Genomic DNA, 18,343 nt, shown 5'->3' on the forward strand with positions numbered 1-18,343 from the left:
TACCTGCATTGCGACTTTCCCTCCAGCCTAAGCACCGCCGCGCTATGCAAGCCATGAACCCATATCGGTACAGCGACAATGAAATTGCCGCTGTCTATCGCGCCATCCGGGAGCGTCGCGACATGCACAACTTTCGGCCGGACCCGCTCGATCCTGCATTGCTGGAACGCTTGTTGCACGCTGCGCATCTCGCCCCCAGCGTCGGCTTCATGCAACCCTGGCGCCTCATCCGCATCACTGACAGGAGCCTGAGAGCGCAGGTCCGCGCTGGTCGTCGCCGAACGCCAGCGCACCGCGGTCGCCTTGGGCGAACGCCAGGACGAGTTCATGCGACTCACGGTAGAGGGCATCCTGGACTGCGGGGAAGTCCTGGTGGCAGCGCTGATGGATGGACGTGCGCCGCATATCTTCGGTCGGCGCACCATGCCGGACATGGATCTCGCTTCGGTGGCCTGCGCCATCCAGAACCTCTGGCTTGCTGCGCGCGCCGAAGGAATCGGCGTGGGCTGGGTTTCCTTGTTCGCCCCTGAACAGCTTGGCCGGCTGCTGCGGCTGCCGCCCGGTGCCCGGCCAGTGGCTGTGCTGTGCGTCGGCCAGGTCGACACCTTCTATGAGAAGCCGATGCGGGAACAGGAAGGCTGGGCCAGACGGCAATCCCTGGGCGAGATGGTGTTCGAGAATGGCTGGACCAACCCCAGCCCCCCAATCGCCCTGGGCTGATTATTGATCCGGCAATTGTGTTCTTAGAGGCCAGTTCAAAAAGGCTGGTCCATACACCTGAGGATGTTCCAGCAGACGAGAGCGCAGCCGAACTTCTGGAATGCTTCGTGAATGTCGGCCCGACGATCGAAGCCAATGCGTAGACGACGGAAGTTGTGGGGCCACGAGTGAATCCGTTCAACCTCCCATCGGAATTTTCCCAACCCGCTGCCATGCTCTGTGCGGCGCCCGGCGATCACCGGCTTGCTGCCTCGTTCGCGCAGTTGCTGACGATGCCAGTCGGAATCGCAGCCTCGATCGGCGTAGATGATCTTGGGCTTCTGGAGCGGTCGGCCACGCGTACCGCGGATCGGCGTAATCGCGTCGACCAGCGGCAGCAACTGCGTGACGTCGTTGCGGTTCGCGCCAGTCAGGATGGCGCTGACGGGAACGCCATTGGCGTCTACAAGGATGTGGTGCTTGAAACCAGGTCGCGCGCGATCCGTGGGGTTCGGGCCTGTTTTTCGCCCACCCCAACAGCTCGTACCGACGAGGCATCGACTGCGACGTATGAGAAGTCGATTTGGCCAGCCTCGCGCAGCTTGTCGTGCAGCAACTCGTGCATCCGACGCCATACACCGGCCGTCTGACAGTCGCGCAGTCGCCGCCGGCAGCTTGCACCCGAGCCGAAGCCCAAGCGGGTCGGCAGGTGGTCCCACCTCATTCCTGTCTTGAGCACGAACAGGATGCCGTTGAGCGCCGCCCGATCCGATGCGCGCGGCCGGCCAGGGTGCTTCTTGCGCCGTGGCTTCGGTCGCGGCAGCAACGATTCGATCAGTATCCACAGTTCGTCATCAATGACCGGCGCTTCCATTCCTTGGGCTTCGTTGTTGAGGCAGCCAAGGTTAACAGCTTCGCCGGAATGCAAACAGCCCCCTCACGGCGTTTTTGAACTGGCCTCTAAAGCACGCTCAGGCCTTCGACTTGGGAAAAACACTTACAAAGGCTTGAGCAACACAGTATCTGCGGAGGCGGGGACCCAGCGTCTTTGCGCGGATTCCACTGCCGTGAAAGGCGCCTGATGTCCGCCTGCGCGGGCAAGACAGCGGCGCCGAAATGTCTGTCGCGGAAATACCTTAGCCCCCTTTTGGGGGGAGTCAATCAGGCCGGAATGGCACATAGTAGCCATAATGCATGCCGGCCAGCCTTTGCACATTCGCTTGGTCGCCGTTACCCGCCGTCTCGCCGGCGGGCGGCGCACCTCCTGCAAGCCCTGCCGGTGCATATCCGGAGAGCGCTTTGACATCATTGCTTCGCGATTCCACGGCTGCCACGCCGCTTTTGCCACTCGAGCGGGGCATGATCACGACGTGACGCTTTCGGCGCGCGCCGGCCCGGCTCCGCGCGGTGAGCACGGGACTAGAGTGTGTGCTGCTTGTCGGGTTCGCTGACCTCGACTAGCCTGTTATCGATGTCGATTCTTCGCTGCGCTGCGATACCCATTTGATGCCAGAACGCTCGACCACCCGATATGGCAAGGCGCTGCAGCGCCTGCGCCAGGTCTTTTCCCCGTTGAACCTGGGGGCGGCGGCGTGGCTGATTGCAACGTGGGCGTTCGCGGCGTTTCAGCTCGTGAGCGAGCGGGACCGCTTGCTGCACGACGCCGCGGAGCGTACCCAGGCGGAGGCCCGGGCGTTCGGCGCGTACTCGAAATCCAGCATCCTGCGGCTGTCCGAATTCCTCCTCGACCTGCGGGCCAGTTGGCTGGCCGGCCAGCCGGGGTTCATCGAGATGGTGCGTGAGCGGGAGAACCTGGTGGTGGACCTGTCGTTCCAGGTGTCGGTGATCGACAAGCATGGCCTGCTCATCTACTCGTCCATCGCCCCGCCCGCGCGCGGCGAGAAGGTCGACCTGAGCGGGCGCGAGCATTTCCGGGTCCATCAGAACGCGGGCGGGCGCGACATGCTGTTCATCAGCGACCCGGTGAAGGGCAAGGTCTCGCGCAAATGGTCGATCCAGTTCACGCGCCCCATCCTGCGTGCGGGCAGCTTCGACGGGGTCATCGTGGTCTCGGTCAGTCCGGAGCAGTTCGCCAGCTTTGCGCAGACGTTCACTAACCGCGATGGCGAAGTGGCGTCGGTCATCAAGACTTCCGGCCAGGTCATTGCGCGCGTGCCGGCCCTGGAGGGCGCGCTGGCCAGGGCGGTCAGCAACAGGCCGTACCTCGCCAGCGAGTCGCCCCAGTCTGGAAGTTACCGGGCGGTGTCGGGCTCCGAAGGCGTGGAGCGGGTCTTCGGCTATTACCGTGCGCCGGAGTTCGGGCTCAATTTCGTGGTGGGCGAGTCGGTCGGCCTGGTGCTGGCGCCCTACGAGGTTTATCGCCGCGTTACCTTGGCCGGTGCCATTGCTTCCACGCTGCTGCTTGGCCTGTTGTACTACAGCCTGCGCCGCTCCATGGGGGAGCGACGGCGCCATATGGAGGAGATGCGGCTGGCTTCGCTGGTCTATTCGTCCAGCAGCGAGGCCATGGTGGTGACGTCGCTCGATGGCACCATCATCGACGTGAATCCGGCCTTTGCCGCCGCCACCGGCTATACAGTCGAGGAGGTCAAGGGCCGCTCGGGCTATAGCGTCAGCGGGGCAGGCAATGCGGCAGGGCTGGTCGAGCGCCTGCGGGCCACCGTGGCAGCCAAGGGCACATGGAGCGGCGAACTCTCGATCCGCCGCAAGGACGGCAGCGAGTTTCCCGCCTACCTGACCGTGGATACCTACCTGGCCCACGCGTATGGCGAGCGCCGCCGCGTTGCGCTGATCCATGACATGACCGAGAAGCGCCAGGCGGAAGAAGTCATCCGGCACCAGGCGAATTTCGATGCGCTGACGGATCTGCCCAACCGCCGCCTGTTCTTCGACCGGCTGGAACAGGAGATCGAGCGTTCGCGCGGCACGCAGGATGTGCTGGCGCTGCTGTTCATCGACCTGGATCGTTTCAAGGAGGTGAACGATACCCTCGGCCACGACCAGGGCGACCTGTTGCTGCTGGAGGCGGCGCGGCGCATTGCGGCATCAGTGCGCGCTTCGGATACCGTGGCGCGGCTGGCCGGCGACGAGTTCACCGTGATCCTGCCCGCGGTGGGCGATGCCGGCGTTGCCGAGGGCATTGCCCAGGCGATCCTGGAGCGGATTGCCGCGCCTTACCGCCTGGCCGGCGAGCTGGTGGTGGTGTCGGCCAGCATCGGCGTGGCGACCTACCCCAAGGACGCCGACAATGCCGAGGCCCTGCTGGTGTGCGCCGACCAGGCGATGTTTGCCGCCAAGGAGGAGGGCCGCAATCGCTGGAAGGTCTTCACCCAGGCGCTGCTGCAGGCGGAGAGGGAGCGCTTGCGCATCACCCAGGATCTGCGCACGGCGCTGGCGTCCGGGCAGTTCGCGCTGCACTACCAGCCCATTGTCAATCTGCGCACGGGCAAGGTCTGCAAGGCCGAGGCCCTGATCCGCTGGGACCATCCGGTACGCGGGCCGATCCACCCGGCCGATTTCATTGCCGTTGCGGAGGAATCCGGCCTCATCATCGACATCGGCCGCTGGGTGCTGACGGAAGCGCTAAACCAGCTTGCGCGCTGGCAGGTGCTGCTGGGCAAGGGCTTCCAGATCTCGGTCAACAAATCACCAGTGGAGTTCTGCGCGCCTGCGAGCGGGCCCGAGTCCTGGTCCAGCATGATCGAGCGCAGGAACGTGCCGGTGGGCAGCCTCGTCATCGAGATCACCGAAGGCTCGCTGATGGAGCAGAACGCCGATGTCATGGACCAGCTCTCCCGCTTCCAGGCGGCCGGCATCGAGATCGCGCTCGACGACTTCGGCACCGGCTACTCGTCCTTGTCGTACCTGCGGCGCCTGGACATTGACTACATCAAGATCGACCAGTCCTTCATCCGCTCGCTGACGCGGGGCCCGGACGACGTGGCCTTGTGCCGCGCCATCATCAGCATGGCGCATGCACTGCGCATCCGCGTGATTGCCGAGGGCGTCGAGACCGAGTCGCAGCGCGACATCCTGCTGGCTGCCGGCTGCGACTACGGGCAAGGCCACTTCTTCTGTCCGCCGGTGGAGGCCTGCGCGTTCGAGGCCTTCGTGAGCTCCGTGGCTTGAGGCGAGCGGCATCCTTCGGTGCCTTGGTCGGGGGCTCGTCTGGGTTTCGTCCTTGCGCTTAGTCTCAGCGCTTCTCTCGCATGCTGTCAGGCGCTCCGGCAACCCTTCCATCGAAGGGGGGCGAAGCGTTGCGACGGGTCACAGGCTCATCGCAGAATGCCGGGGCCCGTGCATGGCTGAAGTCGTTGGGCATGGCCGGGGCACTCACTGGCTTGCCGCTTGCGCTGCCGATGCTGCAGGCACATGCGGGCGCGCACACCTACCTGGACGAGGGCTTAGAGCCCCCCTTTCAAGGTGATTGAACGACACGTCCAGTCTTGATGACACGGGCGGTAGAGACATGCCGTCGTGCCACGCATCCGGCAACTTGGCCCTTCTCACTCGGCGCTTTCGGTCTCCGCGCATGCTTGCGCAACGCGCGGGGGTCAACGTGTGCCGCGATGTTCATCAGCACGCAGCCGAGTTTGGCCGGGGCGAGTGAGTCATAGGCGCGCCAGACCTCGGCCGGCACAGCGATCATCATGCCAGCGTGAGTTGCCCTTATTTCGCCCAAGAATCTACGCCGATCGAGGCTGCGAACCCGACTGGCATCGTCAGCAACTGCGCGAACGAGGCAGCAAGCCGGTGATCGCCGGGCGCCGCACAGAGCATGGCATCGGGCTGGGAAAATTCCGATGGGAGGTTGAACGGATTCACTCGTGGCCCCACAACTTCCGTCGTCTACGCATTGGCTTCGATCGTCGGGCCGACATTCACGAAGCATTCCTGAAGTTCGGCTGCGCTCTCGTCTGCTGGAACATCCTCAGGCGTATGGACCAGCCTTTTTGAACTGGCCTCTAAGGGATCTGGCCGGCCTAGAGGCCGGGCACGCCCGACCGGAGGATGCAAAACGTGCGCAGCAACTGCAAGCGAGGCGTGCGCCACCGGCACGATCCAAACCAAACCGTCGAAGATGTCGTCACCAGGCTGAATCGGGACAAGAGCTCTCAGCAAGGCGGAAGGCGCGTCCGCACGAAAGCGAATGGCATTTCCGCACCGATCGCGGACCGCATCCGAGAATGACGCCCGTCCTGATCGGCGTCTCTACCCTTCCAGCCAGGCATGCTGTTCCCTGGCCGCATCCTCGCCGATCTTGGCCGCATGGGCCGCTGCCTGTTCGAGCCAAGGCGCATGCGTCTTGGGAACGACCAGCATCGTCAAACCCAGTCCGTCCATCACACGCAGGGCGTGCTCGAGATTGATGCCTTGCCGTTCTCTAGCTTAGACAGCATGCCGGCGGGGACACCGCAATGCCTCGCCGCCTGGTCAATGGGCATCCCTTCCCCTGCGCGGGTGGCTCGAATGCGGTCGCCCAGTTGGTGAATGGTGCGAATCGTCGCGCGCGACGGTGGCGTCGGATCAGGTAGCGGTCGCGGCATGGAGGCCCGTCCCGTGAAGAAGGCAAACCAGCGTGGAGGCTGCTGGCCAGATTATTTCATGAAAGTGAAATTATAATCTAAACGGGATTGGCTGCCTTCTACGCAGAGGGGAACTGCCTCATGCCAGCCAGTGGCTAATGGTTGCAGGCAAAGCCTGGCGATTAATTGCATTTTAGGTTCGGCGTAACGGCTTCGCCTGGATACGTGGGACGCCCCACTGGCGGAAGAGCGCAACCACAATTGCAGAACGTTATTTCCGCCAATGCCGAGATCTGGACTCTGCTACCTACCCCTTGCGCTGTCGCTTGCTGATCGCGCCGAGCACCGCAGTGAGATTCCCGCACATGCGTAGCGTGAATGGCGGGAGCGCATTCAGTCTATGGCCAGGGGCTCGGCAGACAGCCGTGTGCGGATCTAGCCAATCCCGCTTCCAGCGCGGCGATAAAACGTCGGCGGGATTCAGAACTAGGCAGTCGAAGCAGTACGGGAGCCATTCTCGGTCTGAAACCCACGCCATTGGTGTTTGAAGTTCCTCCAACCTTGGGACACCAATATGGGTCAGCAGCGAAAGGCGGCTCGCCCGCGTCGCGTAGGATGGCTCTCGACGGGCTTCGTTACAGGTTCCACACGGCTGGCGAAATCCGTAGTTGGGCTGCGATAATTCCCAGCATGGGTGCGAGCGTCTTCTCGGCAGGAAGCCGTTCACAGGCGAAGACTCTCCATTGGCGATCTGATGTTGTCAGTGAGAGAGCGTCCGCACGTTCGAGCGCGCGCGCCAACGCGAAGGCATTGCGTTCGCACGTCCTATAGATGGTAAATATGAAGAAAGACATGTCGCAAACTCCAGTCGAAGCATCGCAAGCATTGTTGGTAGTGCAACGATGCTTAGGAAATTCGCTCCTTGCGGCCTACCTCCACGGTTCGGCGGTAAGGGGTGGCCTGCGTCCAAACAGTGATGTCGACTTACTTGCCGTTGTCGAGCAACCGATGACACATGCAGTTCGCAAACGTCTAGTGGCAGAGTTAATGGGTGTTTCGGGACGGTATCCTGCTCCCCCTGATAGCCCGCGTCCTCTTGAACTGATCATTTTTCAACGCGCTGATCTCGCGGCATTGGCCTACCCCGCCCGCAGCGAGTTCGTTTACGGGGAGTGGCTACGAGACGCATTCGAAGCCGGCGAGGTGCCCGAGCCAGCTTCTGATCCCGAGTTCACCTTGCTCCTGGCGCAAGCCCGGAACGAAGCAATGGCGCTGATCGGCCCCGATACGACAGAGTTGCTGCCCATCATCCCGTACTCTGATATATGCCACGCGATTGGGGACGCTCTTCCCACGTTGCTCGAAGCCATGGAAGGCGATGAGCGCAATGTTCTGTTGACGCTCGCGCGTATGTGGCGAACGCTGGCCCAGGGAGATTTCGTGCCCAAAGACGTTGCCGCAGCATGGGCATTGCCCCGCCTGCCCGCTGAGGCTGCCATATTGCTTGCCAGGGCGCGAGAAGGATATCTGAACCGGAAAAGCGATGATTGGGCGGCTCTGCGACAAGAGGCGCGACAGGTAGCAGACCGATTGGGTGAACGCGTTGCAGCTCTCCTACCTTCGCAAAAATCTTGACTTTTCAGCCCTAGCGGGTCGCTGAAACACCTCCAGCGGACGTCGGCGCGACAACTGGCTGAGGCGTTGATTTGAGGACACCATCCAACCCCAACATCCATGCGCGGCACAGACACATTCACCGAAAGCTTGTTCACCATACGGCGTCTGGATGATTTCGTGCCGAAGTCGCACCCGCTGCGCTCGATCCGAACCATGGCCAACCAGGCGCTGGTGAAGATGGACCGGTTGCTCGCGCAGATGTACGAGGCCGATATCAAGGGTGGCCGGCCCAGCATCGCGCCGGAGAAGTCGCTGCGCGCCATGCTGCTGCAGGTGCTCTACAGCATGTGCTTCGGTTGTCGATATACCCGCGGTCCCATACACGAAGGTACGGTTGCGATAGGCATACGCTCCTCGCGCCGCAAAAAACCATGCCTTGTTGCTGCTCGCTGCCGGCGACGAGACTACCCGCACAGCGAGGACAATGCGCGACATGAGGCCACGCAGGAGCGGCACCGGATCGACTCGGCAGCTAGAAATAGTAGGCTGCGCTATTACGAGGCGACGCAAATGACTCCATACGGGCAAGGTTATCCGCGGCGCCTTGACCACCCGTTTCCGCTGTCCAACGCGCGTCAAAACAGATGTCGCAGACCAAGCATTGCGCCGAACTTGCCACCAGGCACGCCCTGCGACTTGATCAGTTCGTAGCGGCCGGTAATGCGATTGTAGTCAGTTTCGAGGTACACATTGGTTCGTTTGGAGAGTCGATAGTCGATCATCCCGTAGATGGTCGCTCGGCTTCCACCCGGGTCGCGCTGTTTGTCGCGGAAGGCACCGACGCCGAACAGCCAGGCCGCGACCGGAGTGTAGCTGAGGCCGCCGATAAAGACATCATTCCTGGTTTCCGCAGTCTTGTATCGATTGCCCAAGTAACCTAGCGTTGCCTTGAACGGCCCTATCGCATAGCCGCCGGCGATACCCACCGTGCGGCGTGCTTCGCGCCCGTCCGCGCTGTGCGCGGTCGTATAGTTCAAGCCCACGCTGATGCCGCCCGCCATGTAACCGAGTGCGACGCCGGCTGCGGAGTTGGCGCTCGTATTGCCAGTGATCTCGCCGAAGGCGTAGTCGGCCGCGGCACTGAAGCCCCCGAACTTACCTTCGTATTTGACCGCGTTATCTTGCCGGCTCCCTGTGTACTTGCTGACGATGATCAGCGTGTCCAGATTCGGGTTGCCAAAGATCTGCGCACCGGCCATGCTCTGGTAGCCGACCGAGTATTGCCGCCCGAAAGAAATGGCACCGTATTCGCTCTTGATGCCAACGAATGCCTGACGGCCGAACAGCCGCCCGCTGCCGCCAGTCCCGGTTTGCGCGTAGCCGGTGCTGGCCGAACTCTGAAGCGATGCCCCCGTGCCCAAGTCGAAGCCACCTTCCAGTTGGAAGAAAGTCAATAGGCTCCCGCCGAGGTTTTCTTCGCCCCTGAGACCAAAGCGCGAGCCGGTCAGCGCACCCTCCGATAATTCAAACTTCCGGTCTTTTCCGGCATTCGCATTGGTCGCATACCGGATACCGGCGTCGGCTATTCCGTATAGCGAGACGCTCGACTGCGCATGTGCCCCGCTGCTAGCGCAGAGCAACACAAGCGGATGGATCAGCATGCTGACGCGAATTGGGTGCTTCATTGAATTGTCTCCTTTCTGACCGATCTTCTTGGATTGGGAATCCTTCCGGATCCCGTAGTTTTTTTGGCAGCAGCCGGCCCTCCCGCGCGTGCAGCGCAGGATGCATGGGTACAACTTCGAACGTGTCCCCGCGTTAGAGAGTGCTAATCCACTCGTCGATGGCTGTCGCCACCGCAGCTGGCTGCTCCGTCAGCAGCGCATGGCTCGCGTTCGCGACGAGCGCGACGGAGATCCGGCTGCCGAACTCCTCCTTGAGTTCGTTGCGCTTGTCGGCAGGCTTGAACGGATCTGCCTCCGCCTGGAGATCAAGCATGGGGGCGGAACCGCCTGCCCACCATTCGGCCTGCATGGTTGCCTGTCCGGCCAACCGCTGGCTCTCACTCACTCGCGGGTACCAGCCTTGCAGCCAAGCGGTAGGATCGTTACCGGGGGCAAAGAAGGTTATACGCAGGTAATGCAGGCGCTCGGCAGCGCGTAGCGACATGTCCGCGCTCTTGTTGACGTATTCGCTGAGCACCGCCGGGAACTGCTTCGCCGCAGCGGCGGCGATGACGACCCCGCGCACCAGATCTGGATAGTCCGTCGCCGTCATCCGTGCCACCCAGTTTCCGAAGGCGTGGCCCACCACGACAGCGGGCTCGTCCGACATCGCTCGGATGACCAAGGCGATATCTCCGGCAAGATCGTGCAGAGTCAAACTGGTCATCGGCCCGGTGCTGCGGCCCACCCCGCGAGGCTGAGGCCGCAGCACGCGGTAGCCGGCGCGTGCCAGCCGCGCGGCCACGTCGTCGTAGTCTTCGGAATCGCGCCCACGCGACGGCAACAGCACGATGGGCATGCCGCTCCCTTCCGCGATGACGTAGATCTCCACGTCATCGCCCTTCACAAGGGCATGGACCCTGGCGCCGTCATGGCCGGCCTTGCCCGCATCCAGCCATTGCAGGACATGTTTCTTGTCCGTCCGGGTGTGGTGCATTTCATTCATGCCTCCCTCACTCCGTCAGGCTGATCCGGGATTGCCGGACCACGTCGGACCAGGTGTCGATCTCCTTCGCCACAAACTGCCGCGCCTGCGAAGGTGAACCGCCCATCAGATCGATGCCTTCCGCGCGGAACCGGTGCTGCACGTCGGACATTTGCATCACCTTGTTCAACTCCCGATTCAGCTTGTCGATGATGGGCTTGGGCGTTCTGGCCGGCACCGCATACGCCCACCAGCCTATGGCCTCGTAACCTGGATACCCCGATTCGGCGATTGTGGGCAGGTTTGGCAATGCCGCCCAGCGCGTGGCGGAGGTCACCGCCAGCGGACGTATGCGGCCCGCCTTGATGGCGCTGGCAGCACCGGTATAGGTACTGAAGGTGAACTGCACTTGGCCACCAATCAGGTCGGTGATGGCTTGGTTGGCTCCCTTGTATGGCACGTGGATCACGTCAATCTTTGCCATGGTCTTCAGCATCTCCCCCATCAGATGCGCGTTGCCCCCTTTTCCGGTCGAGGCAAAGGCGACGCGGCCCGGCGCAGCCTGCGCCATCGACACCAAGTCTTTCACTGTCTTCGCTGGCGAAGATGCACTCACCAGCAGCAAAAAGGGCGAAGTGGCGGCCATGGAGATGAAGCTGAATTCCTTGTCCCAGCGGTATGGCAGCTTCGGCAGCAAGGACTCATTGATCGCGAACGCGGCGGGCACCTGCAGCAGCGTGTAACCATCCGGCACGGCCTTTGCCACATAGTCGGTTCCCATAACGCTACCCGCGCCTGGACGATTCTCGACCAGTACCGGCTGTCCCAGCGACTGGGTCAGTTTCTCCGCCATCGCGCGGGCAAGCACGTCGTTGATCGCGCCCGGGGTAAAGGGAACGACGATCCGGATCGGACGGTCCGGATACGTTCCCGTCTTGTCGGTGCCCTGAGCGAAGGCGGTGCCACCCAGCAGGCCCAATGCGGCAATGGCCGCCGCCATGTATCGTCTTCTATCCAATCTGCGTCTCCTCCGTCTTCATGTTCTTCTTTTGAATTCCAATTCTTAACTTCAGTGGCAAGTTGTCGGGCCCGCCGGCCAAATGGAATTTGCCTTGGGCCATTGATTGCGTTCCGCCGCGACGACCGCCAGCAACGGGTTCAGGCCACTGCGTGTGACACGTGCGTGCAGCTCCCGACCTAGCGCCGCCTCGCATTCAGCCGAAACGGCCGGCAATCTTCCCAGATCGATGCCGGTCTTCACTCCCATTGACTCGAGCAGAATGACCCAATCTTCAGTGGCGACGTTGCCGGTATGCCCGCCGCCGTACCGAACCTTGGCCGGATGGCCGCCCACGCCACCAAAAGCACAATCAAAGTGGGGAACGCCCGTCTCCGGCGCGTCAGCATAGTTGACTAGGCCGCTGGCTCGCGTGTCGTGGAAATGGCCAATCGGCGTGACGTCCGGCTCAGCGTTGTCTGCGGAGTCGCCATGCCAGTTGTGTCGCCTACACCGCAACTGTAGGCGATATAGTTGATATCGTCAATCATAACGTTGTCATTTACAACCATATATAGGCGCACATGCGTCATTGCATATGAATGTCGCTTGAGGAACTTGAGCCGGTTGACGTGACCTTCGATCTGGCCATTGCTCCATGGCAGCTTGAAGGCCGCCTGCACAGCCGGTAAGTCGGCGCGCAAGCTTTGCGCGAACCTACGCATTTCCGCAGCGTCGCAGCACGACAGACGCTTCAACCATCGATCGAACTGCCGCAGACTTCGCCGGTGCATGAGCCCGAGAAACTCCCGCGCGAGGCTGTGGACCTCACCCACCATGGGTTCGATCTTGCACAGCGCCTGCACGAAGCGCTCGTGGTCCGCGCTCCTGGACTCCTCGACGGCGAGCTTCCTCCATCCGACAAGCCATCCGAACACGCGCCGGGCCGACGGGCACGGCATCGTGCGCACGGGTGCCTGAACAAGCGGTACCTTGCCCTGCGGAAAAAGGAGGCGGACCACGCAACTCAACTCCCGCAGCACCGTGTCGGCACTGCTGCGCAAGCCCAAGGCGTTGGCAAGCCGGGCTGCCGCCTCACCACCGATGGCATGGCCCAACGCGTGCAACGCCCGAGCCTGCGATGGCGTCCGACGTTGATGCCGACCGGCCAAGGCGTGGATGTTCTCGGCAAACATACGACGCGGGCAGCCGGCGTTTGCACACTTGAAACGACGCACCTCTACGGCGAGAACGACCCGCTGCTCGAGCATCGGACGTTCTTCCAGCCTGCGCACATAGCTGCCGTGGAGTCGGCTACTCTAACGATGGCAGGCAGGACAAGGTGCCGCGCGAACCGTATTGCAGGCTTCGACGGTGATGGTCTCCCCTCGGGCGTCGCTGGAGACGAAGCGCTTACCCACACGGGCGAGAATACGATCGATCCCACCGAGAACTTGGCTCATGGTAACGATCGACGTAAAGCCAGATCGGCCGGAAATCAAGCCCTCGACGCAGCCATCACATAAAGTGCGGGAGACCGGGTTTTAGTACACTTCACGTAAATTGACGCAGTAATCTGTCGTCTAGCTTTGACAATGCGGGTAGAATAGTTGACAGAGTCAACTAATTGGAACCCTCGCCAATGAGCGCAACAAAACGCAGTTCAGGTGCCGCACCGCGGATCATTACCGACCTGCTTTCCTCACGTCTGCATAACCTGGCCGGCCTCTCCGCCGCGAGTGCATCGTTGCGCGTACAGCGCAAGTTCGGGCTGACACTGCTGGAATGGCGATCGATAGGCATGCTTGGCGCGCACGCACCGCTTTCGCTGAAGGAACTCGCACGCCGCGCCGCATTGGACAAGAGCTACGCCAGCCGCACCGTATCGACCCTGATCGAGCGCGGGTTGATCGTCAGCGAGCGTAGCGACACCGATGCACGCGCGGTGCTGCTCAGTCTGACTAAGGCTGGCGATGTGCTCTACCGGCAGGTGATCATCGACGCCAATGTGCGTAACGAGCGGCTGCTGAGTCCGCTCAGCCCAGAGCAGCGCAAACAGTTGATGGAAATGCTGTCGATGCTCACCGCCAGCGCGCGCCAAGTGCTGGATGAAGAGCGGCGGGCCGCTGCGGGCGAACCCATTGACGAAACGGAGAGCCCTGCGCCAGCGGTTGACGCCGCCATGGAACAGGGTGACGGCACCGGGCTCGATCTTGCCGAAATCCGCTCGCTGGTGTCACGTCTCAACCGGCTGGTAGGCGGCTCAGGCGGCGCGTAACGAGGTGCGTAACGGGTTCAGGCCACTGCGCAGCACCCGGCTGTGCAACCGCCGGCCGAGCACGGCTTCGCATTCCTGCGCGGCCGCCAGCATGCCGTCCAGATCGATGCCCGTACGGACGCCCATCGCGTCGAGCAACGCCACCCAGTCCTCGGTGCAGACGTTTCCGGTATGCCCGCCACCGTACTGCACCTTAGCAGGGTGCCCCCCCACGCCGCCCATCGCGCAATCGAAGTGGGTTACTCCGGCTTCCAGCGCGGCAACATAGTTGACCAGGCCGGTACCGCGTGTGTCGTGGAAGTGCGCAATTGGCGTGACGTCCTGAAAGTCATTGCGCATGGCGCGGAACAATGCCCGCACGGTTTCGGGTGTGGCCATGCCGGTCGTGTCACCGAGTGTCACGAGCCTGACGCCGGCATCGCGAAACCGCCCGACATCGCGCAGCACCTGCTGGAGGTCGACATGGCCTTCGAACGGACAACCGAACGCGACCGAGATGGTACCGACCATGCGGAAACGCCCACGCGCCGCATCTGCCATGGCGCGAATGTTCTGCCATTGATCGTCCCGGCTGCGCTTGAGGTTGCGCTCGGAGTGCGACGACGAGGCAGACACCAGCAGACTCACCTCGGTGGCACCAATACCGGCATCAAGGTCCGCCAGCGCGCGCTGCACGGCGTGGGTGTTGGCACAGGTCGCCTTGTACATCACACCATCGCGCCGTGGCAGCGCGCGCAGCAGATCGGTGGCATCGGCAAACTGCGGCACGACCTTCGGATTCGAATACGACGTGGCTTCCACGCGGGGAAAGCCGATTGCCGCAAAGCGGTCGACGAGTGCCATTTTCGTTTCGGTGGGCATAAAATCGGGCTCATGTTGCAGCCCGTCGCGGGCAAAGCATTCACACAGGACGACTTCGGCAGTCATGGATATCTCCGGCTCGGTGCTCATTGGCTCGACAGGTGAAACAGCGCGATGGCATGCTCGCGCAGCTTGTTCTTCTGCACCTTGCCGCTGGCGGTCATGCCGATGCGCTCGAAGTCGGTCACAATTTCGGCGTAGCGTGGTGTGCGAAAGTTCGCCATACGCGGCCTGGCCCACGCTAGCAGCGCTTCGGCGTCCAGCGTCATGCCGGGCTTGAGCGTGACAAACGCTGCCGGCACCTCGCCCAGGCGCGTGTCGGGCACACCCACCACCTGGGCCGATGCCACTGCGGGATGGGACAACAGCACCTGCTCCACCTCGGCGGGCGCCACGTTCTCACCGCCGACACGGAACACGTCCTTCAACCTGCCAACCAGCCGCAAGCGTCCATCCGTGCGCAATGCCCCAAGATCGCCGGTGCGCAGCCAGCCGTCCGCAGTGAACACCTTGGCGTTCGCGTCAGGCTGCTTGTAGTAGCCTCGCATCACGCTCCAGCCCTTGACCTGGATCTCGCCTACCGCATCGGCGTCACAGACGGCGCCCGACGCCTCATCGACAATTCGCACCGCTACACCATCATGCGGGAGCGCGACCCCCCCCACGCGCAACGCTACATCATCGCGCCAATCATTGATGACGACATTCGGTGACGCCTCCGACAGGCCATACGCCCAGCAGATTTGATCGATGCCCATCTCGTCAATAATGCGCTGCATCGTGTCAGGGCCTGCCGCTGCCCAGCCACCACGCAGATGCAATCGCGAGCGCTCGAACGACCCGTGCGCGATCAGCATCTGGAACAGGGTCTCGTTGCCGGAGATGAACGTGCAGCATTCTTGCTCCAGCATCGCCAGCGCAGCGCCGGCATCAAATGTGGGCAGCGTGGCGATGCTTGCGCCCGCGCACAGCGCGCAAAGGAGCGACAGCGTGGAGCCGGCCACGTGAAAGAACGGGCGGCAGTTGAAATAGCAATCCGAAGGTTCGATGCCAAGGCGCTGGCCTACGGCCGCGGCATTGCGCAACATGTTGTCGTGCGTGAGCATCACGCCCTTGGGGTGCGCCGTCGTACCGGACGTGAACTGGATCAGCAGCAGATCCTCCGGCGTGACGGCACGGATGGCACCCGCGAGCGCATCGTCGGGCAGCGCATCGCCCGCGGCAAGAAATGCCTCCCACTCGAGACCGGCACGCAGCACATCGCTGCCAACGACCACCACATCGCGGAGCAAGGGCAGCGCCTGCCCCGGCAGCGCATGATCGACGGCAGGCTCCACCTCGCGCAGGAACGCCATGAAATCGATCTTAAGGAACCGGTCGGTCAGGATCAACAGCCGCACATCGGACTGGCGCAGGCAATACGCGATCTCCGCAGCCTTGAAACGGGTGTTGACGGGCACGGTCACGGCGCCGATCTGGGCGGCGCCGTAGAAGCTCGCCACCCAATGCTCATCGTTGCCGCACAGCAGGCCAACGAAATCTCCGCGGCGCACACCGCGCGCGAGCAACGCCTTGGCGACGCGGCGCGATTGCGCCTCTAGTTTGCGCCATGAGGCAGTCCCGCCGGGCGTGACCAGCGCGTGTTCCGTGCCACGCAAACCGGCCTGCTGCGCCAGCACCGCGGCCAGTGTCCGAGGTTCCCACGTCATTCTCTGCCTCCAAATGCCCCGATGCCGGCACGCCAGTCCGAGCGGGCCAGATTCTTTTCAATCGCCAGCAATTCCTCGGCCAGCGCGCCACGTGGGCCCAGTTCGATGCCACGGTCGATGCAACGCTTGGCCAGGCGCATGCCCAGCGGCGGCGCCTTGGCGACACTTGCCGCCAGGTTCGCCACCTCCTCCTCCAGACTGTCCGGCGCGACAATACGCGTGACGAGCCCAACATCCAGTGCTTCCGCTGCCGTCAGCCGCCGTCCGGTGAACATCATGTCCTTGGCCAGCCGCTTGCCGACGATGCGCGCCAGGCGTTGGGTCGCACCCACGGTGCCCCACTGCGCCTCCGGCGTCCAGAACGTGGCAGCGGGCGTGGCCACGGCAAAGTCGCAGGCCGAGGCAATTTCCACGCCGGAACCCGCTGCCGGGCCTGCCACAATGGCGATCACCGGCATCAGCAGGCTTTCCAGTGCTTCATAGGCAAAGAATCCACGCATGCGGCGGGCCAGCACCTGCGCTTCGTCCATCGTCTTGCGTTCCTTGAGGTCGGCCCCCGCGCAAAACACCGGACCGGCAGCGCGCACAAGCACGACTCGCACGTCTGCATCGGCGGCGGCCGCCGTGGCTGCGGCCTGCAAACCCTCGCACATGGCCAGGTTCAGCGCATTACGGCTATCCGGCCGGTTCAGCGTGATTGTGGCAATGCCGCCCTCGACCGCGTATAGCACGGCAGGCTGTGTGCCCGTTTCGTTCGATTCAGTCATAGCTATCTCCATACACTTCAGATGGCCTTGGCCTCGCGCAGCGCCTTCACACGCTGCGCGTCCATACCCAGCCGCTCGCGCAGTACGTCGCCGGTATGTTCGCCAAGCAGCGGCGGTCTCCCAACCTCGGGGTTGTCCCAGCCGTCAAAGCGCAGCGGCACCGGCAGCGCCGGAAACTGGCCGATGACCGGATGGTCGAAGTTCGCCACCATGCCGCGCGCCAGCACATGGGGATCGGAGAGGACTTCGTCCACCGACTTGATCGGACCGGCAGGCACGCCCGCAGCATCCATGGCAGCGCACAGTTCGTCGCGATCGCACGCCGCTACGGCGTCAGTCAGCCGCCGCATCACTTCATCGCGCCGGCGCACACGTCCCACGTTCGTCTGCAGTTCGGGATCCGCACCCCAGGTCTCCAGTTTCAGCACCTTGCGGAGCGGCTCCCAGTGCTGGTCGCTCGCCGTGATATGAAGCCAGCGGCCACAAGCGGCCTGAAAGCTTGCCGATGGCACGCGGCCGGGGTGCTCCGTGCCCATACGCTGCGGCACTTCCTGCAGCGCGAACCAGCGCGCCGCCGCCAGCGTGAGCAGGCTGACCTGCGCATCGAACATCGAAAGATCGATGTGACAGCCCTGCCCTGACGCACTGCGGCCCTGTAGCGCCGACAGTACCGCAATGGCCGCCCAGAGTCCGGACGTCAGGTCGGCCACCGGCAAGCCAGGCTTGACCGGCCCGCCATCGCGCTCGCCGGTCAGGCTCATGATCCCGCCCATCGCCTGGAACACGGTGTCGTAGCCCTTGCGCGGTGCGTAGGGACCGGTCTGCCCAAATCCGGTACAAGATAGATAGACCAGCTTCGGATTGATCTCCCTGAGCGTTTCGGGGCCCAGTCCATAGCGCTTGAGCGTGCCGACCGGGAAGTTCTCGATCACCACATCGACGTTTGCGGCCAGATCTCGTACGATCTGCTGCCCCGCTTCGCTGCGCAGGTTGACCGTGATCGACTGTTTGCTGCGATTGAACGCCATGTAGTAGGCGCTTTCGCTACCGCCCTCGGCCTCCACGCGTGGTTCAAAACTGCGTGTCTCGTCACCGCAGCCGGGCTGCTCGACCTTGATCACCGTAGCACCGAGTTCCGCAAGGATCATCGATGCGAACGGGCAGGCCAGCACCCGCGAGAGATCGAGGATCGTGATGTGTTCGAGTGGTTTGCTCATGGC

At 63.0% G+C, this 18,343-nt stretch carries 15 protein-coding genes and 3 pseudogenes; 6 read left to right on the forward strand and 12 right to left on the reverse strand.

What is annotated here, in order from left to right:
- Positions 1 to 53: 53 nt before the first annotated feature.
- Positions 54 to 720 (forward strand): annotated as a pseudogene (gene bluB, locus AC3FOF_RS35120) (5,6-dimethylbenzimidazole synthase).
- Between the two features lie 35 nt (positions 721 to 755).
- Here bluB and AC3FOF_RS35125 read toward each other — a convergent pair.
- Together AC3FOF_RS35125 and AC3FOF_RS35130 are read right to left on the reverse strand one after the other, a co-directional pair.
- On the reverse strand, positions 756 to 1,271 hold the full coding sequence (locus AC3FOF_RS35125; RefSeq protein WP_488729249.1) for an IS5 family transposase: 516 nt from the start codon (positions 1,269 to 1,271) through the stop codon (positions 756 to 758).
- On the reverse strand, positions 1,163 to 1,627 hold the full coding sequence (locus AC3FOF_RS35130; protein ID WP_488729218.1) for a transposase: 465 nt from the start codon (positions 1,625 to 1,627) through the stop codon (positions 1,163 to 1,165). Before AC3FOF_RS35130 ends, AC3FOF_RS35125 begins: the two co-directional genes overlap by 109 nt.
- Positions 1,628 to 2,205: 578 nt before the next feature.
- Here AC3FOF_RS35130 and AC3FOF_RS35135 point away from each other — a divergent pair.
- Together AC3FOF_RS35135 and AC3FOF_RS35140 are read left to right on the forward strand one after the other, a co-directional pair.
- The gene (locus tag AC3FOF_RS35135; protein WP_488729219.1) at positions 2,206 to 4,848 is read left to right on the forward strand and encodes a bifunctional diguanylate cyclase/phosphodiesterase; all 2,643 of its coding nucleotides are present in this window, start codon (positions 2,206 to 2,208) and stop codon (positions 4,846 to 4,848) included.
- A 528-nt stretch (positions 4,849 to 5,376) separates the two neighbouring features.
- Positions 5,377 to 5,676: pseudogene (locus tag AC3FOF_RS35140) on the forward strand (IS5/IS1182 family transposase); the annotation flags it as partial.
- Between the two features lie 386 nt (positions 5,677 to 6,062).
- Here the strand turns inward: AC3FOF_RS35140 and AC3FOF_RS35145 are convergent.
- The gene (locus AC3FOF_RS35145) at positions 6,063 to 6,266 is read right to left on the reverse strand and encodes a helix-turn-helix domain-containing protein (protein ID WP_346430273.1); all 204 of its coding nucleotides are present in this window, start codon (positions 6,264 to 6,266) and stop codon (positions 6,063 to 6,065) included.
- Between the two features lie 819 nt (positions 6,267 to 7,085).
- Here AC3FOF_RS35145 and AC3FOF_RS35150 point away from each other — a divergent pair.
- Complete coding sequence (locus tag AC3FOF_RS35150) at positions 7,086 to 7,880, forward strand: aminoglycoside adenylyltransferase family protein (RefSeq protein WP_276265901.1); 795 nt, start codon at positions 7,086 to 7,088, stop codon at positions 7,878 to 7,880.
- A gap of 99 nt (positions 7,881 to 7,979) precedes the next feature.
- Positions 7,980 to 8,210 (forward strand): annotated as a pseudogene (locus AC3FOF_RS35155) (transposase); the annotation flags it as partial.
- 287 nt (positions 8,211 to 8,497) lie between these two features.
- On the opposite strand, the gene AC3FOF_RS35160 reads toward AC3FOF_RS35155, so the two are convergent.
- The 5 genes from AC3FOF_RS35160 to AC3FOF_RS35180 form a co-directional block, all read right to left on the reverse strand.
- Positions 8,498 to 9,547: a porin gene (locus AC3FOF_RS35160; protein WP_488729220.1), complete on the reverse strand. Its 1,050-nt coding sequence runs from the start codon at positions 9,545 to 9,547 to the stop codon at positions 8,498 to 8,500.
- A 133-nt stretch (positions 9,548 to 9,680) separates the two neighbouring features.
- Entirely contained in the window at positions 9,681 to 10,532 is an 852-nt protein-coding gene (locus tag AC3FOF_RS35165; protein ID WP_488729221.1) for an alpha/beta fold hydrolase, read from the reverse strand.
- 7 nt (positions 10,533 to 10,539) lie between these two features.
- The gene (locus AC3FOF_RS35170; protein ID WP_488729222.1) at positions 10,540 to 11,511 is read right to left on the reverse strand and encodes a tripartite tricarboxylate transporter substrate binding protein; all 972 of its coding nucleotides are present in this window, start codon (positions 11,509 to 11,511) and stop codon (positions 10,540 to 10,542) included.
- Between the two features lie 69 nt (positions 11,512 to 11,580).
- A complete protein-coding gene (locus tag AC3FOF_RS35175) occupies positions 11,581 to 12,027 on the reverse strand; it encodes a hypothetical protein (RefSeq protein ID WP_488729223.1) in 447 nt (148 codons plus the stop codon).
- Positions 11,925 to 12,779: a transposase gene (locus AC3FOF_RS35180; RefSeq protein WP_488729224.1), complete on the reverse strand. Its 855-nt coding sequence runs from the start codon at positions 12,777 to 12,779 to the stop codon at positions 11,925 to 11,927. Before AC3FOF_RS35180 ends, AC3FOF_RS35175 begins: the two co-directional genes overlap by 103 nt.
- A 356-nt stretch (positions 12,780 to 13,135) precedes the next feature.
- Here AC3FOF_RS35180 and AC3FOF_RS35185 point away from each other — a divergent pair, with 356 nt between their 5' ends.
- Positions 13,136 to 13,786 carry a MarR family winged helix-turn-helix transcriptional regulator gene (locus AC3FOF_RS35185; RefSeq protein WP_276265906.1) on the forward strand — a complete coding sequence of 217 codons (651 nt, stop codon included), beginning with the start codon at positions 13,136 to 13,138 and terminating at the stop codon, positions 13,784 to 13,786.
- On the opposite strand, the gene AC3FOF_RS35190 is transcribed toward AC3FOF_RS35185, so the two are convergent.
- Genes AC3FOF_RS35190 through AC3FOF_RS35205 form a run of 4 tightly spaced genes read right to left on the reverse strand, consistent with a single transcriptional unit; the run spans position 13,772 to position 18,340 of the window.
- Complete coding sequence (locus tag AC3FOF_RS35190) at positions 13,772 to 14,713, reverse strand: hydroxymethylglutaryl-CoA lyase (RefSeq protein WP_488729225.1); 942 nt, start codon at positions 14,711 to 14,713, stop codon at positions 13,772 to 13,774. The two genes, AC3FOF_RS35185 and AC3FOF_RS35190, sit on opposite strands and share 15 nt — an antisense overlap.
- Positions 14,714 to 14,733: 20 nt before the next feature.
- Complete coding sequence (locus AC3FOF_RS35195) at positions 14,734 to 16,356, reverse strand: AMP-binding protein (protein WP_488729226.1); 1,623 nt, start codon at positions 16,354 to 16,356, stop codon at positions 14,734 to 14,736.
- The gene (locus tag AC3FOF_RS35200) at positions 16,353 to 17,123 is read right to left on the reverse strand and encodes an enoyl-CoA hydratase/isomerase family protein (RefSeq protein ID WP_488729227.1); all 771 of its coding nucleotides are present in this window, start codon (positions 17,121 to 17,123) and stop codon (positions 16,353 to 16,355) included. Before AC3FOF_RS35200 ends, AC3FOF_RS35195 begins: the two co-directional genes overlap by 4 nt.
- Positions 17,124 to 17,140: 17 nt before the next feature.
- Positions 17,141 to 18,340 (reverse strand): CaiB/BaiF CoA transferase family protein, encoded by a 1,200-nt coding sequence (locus AC3FOF_RS35205; RefSeq protein ID WP_276265909.1) that lies wholly within the window; start codon positions 18,338 to 18,340, stop codon positions 17,141 to 17,143.
- Between the last annotated feature and the right edge of the window lie 3 nt (positions 18,341 to 18,343).

Source organism: Cupriavidus sp. 96C5-1 (assembly GCF_057798855.1).

Coding starts and splice junctions, on each gene's coding strand:
- AC3FOF_RS35190 (WP_488729225.1), bottom strand. CDS start 14,713: ATGACTGCCGAAGTCGTCCTGTGTGAATGCTTTGCCCGCGACGGGCTG.
- AC3FOF_RS35135 (WP_488729219.1), top strand. CDS start 2,206: ATGCCAGAACGCTCGACCACCCGATATGGCAAGGCGCTGCAGCGCCTG.
- AC3FOF_RS35200 (WP_488729227.1), bottom strand. CDS start 17,123: ATGACTGAATCGAACGAAACGGGCACACAGCCTGCCGTGCTATACGCG.
- AC3FOF_RS35180 (WP_488729224.1), bottom strand. CDS start 12,779: ATGCTCGAGCAGCGGGTCGTTCTCGCCGTAGAGGTGCGTCGTTTCAAG.
- AC3FOF_RS35205 (WP_276265909.1), bottom strand. CDS start 18,340: ATGAGCAAACCACTCGAACACATCACGATCCTCGATCTCTCGCGGGTG.
- AC3FOF_RS35150 (WP_276265901.1), top strand. CDS start 7,086: ATGAAGAAAGACATGTCGCAAACTCCAGTCGAAGCATCGCAAGCATTG.
- AC3FOF_RS35170 (WP_488729222.1), bottom strand. CDS start 11,511: ATGGCGGCGGCCATTGCCGCATTGGGCCTGCTGGGTGGCACCGCCTTC.
- AC3FOF_RS35195 (WP_488729226.1), bottom strand. CDS start 16,356: ATGACGTGGGAACCTCGGACACTGGCCGCGGTGCTGGCGCAGCAGGCC.
- AC3FOF_RS35160 (WP_488729220.1), bottom strand. CDS start 9,547: ATGAAGCACCCAATTCGCGTCAGCATGCTGATCCATCCGCTTGTGTTG.
- AC3FOF_RS35165 (WP_488729221.1), bottom strand. CDS start 10,532: ATGAATGAAATGCACCACACCCGGACGGACAAGAAACATGTCCTGCAA.
- AC3FOF_RS35145 (WP_346430273.1), bottom strand. CDS start 6,266: ATGCCGCGACCGCTACCTGATCCGACGCCACCGTCGCGCGCGACGATT.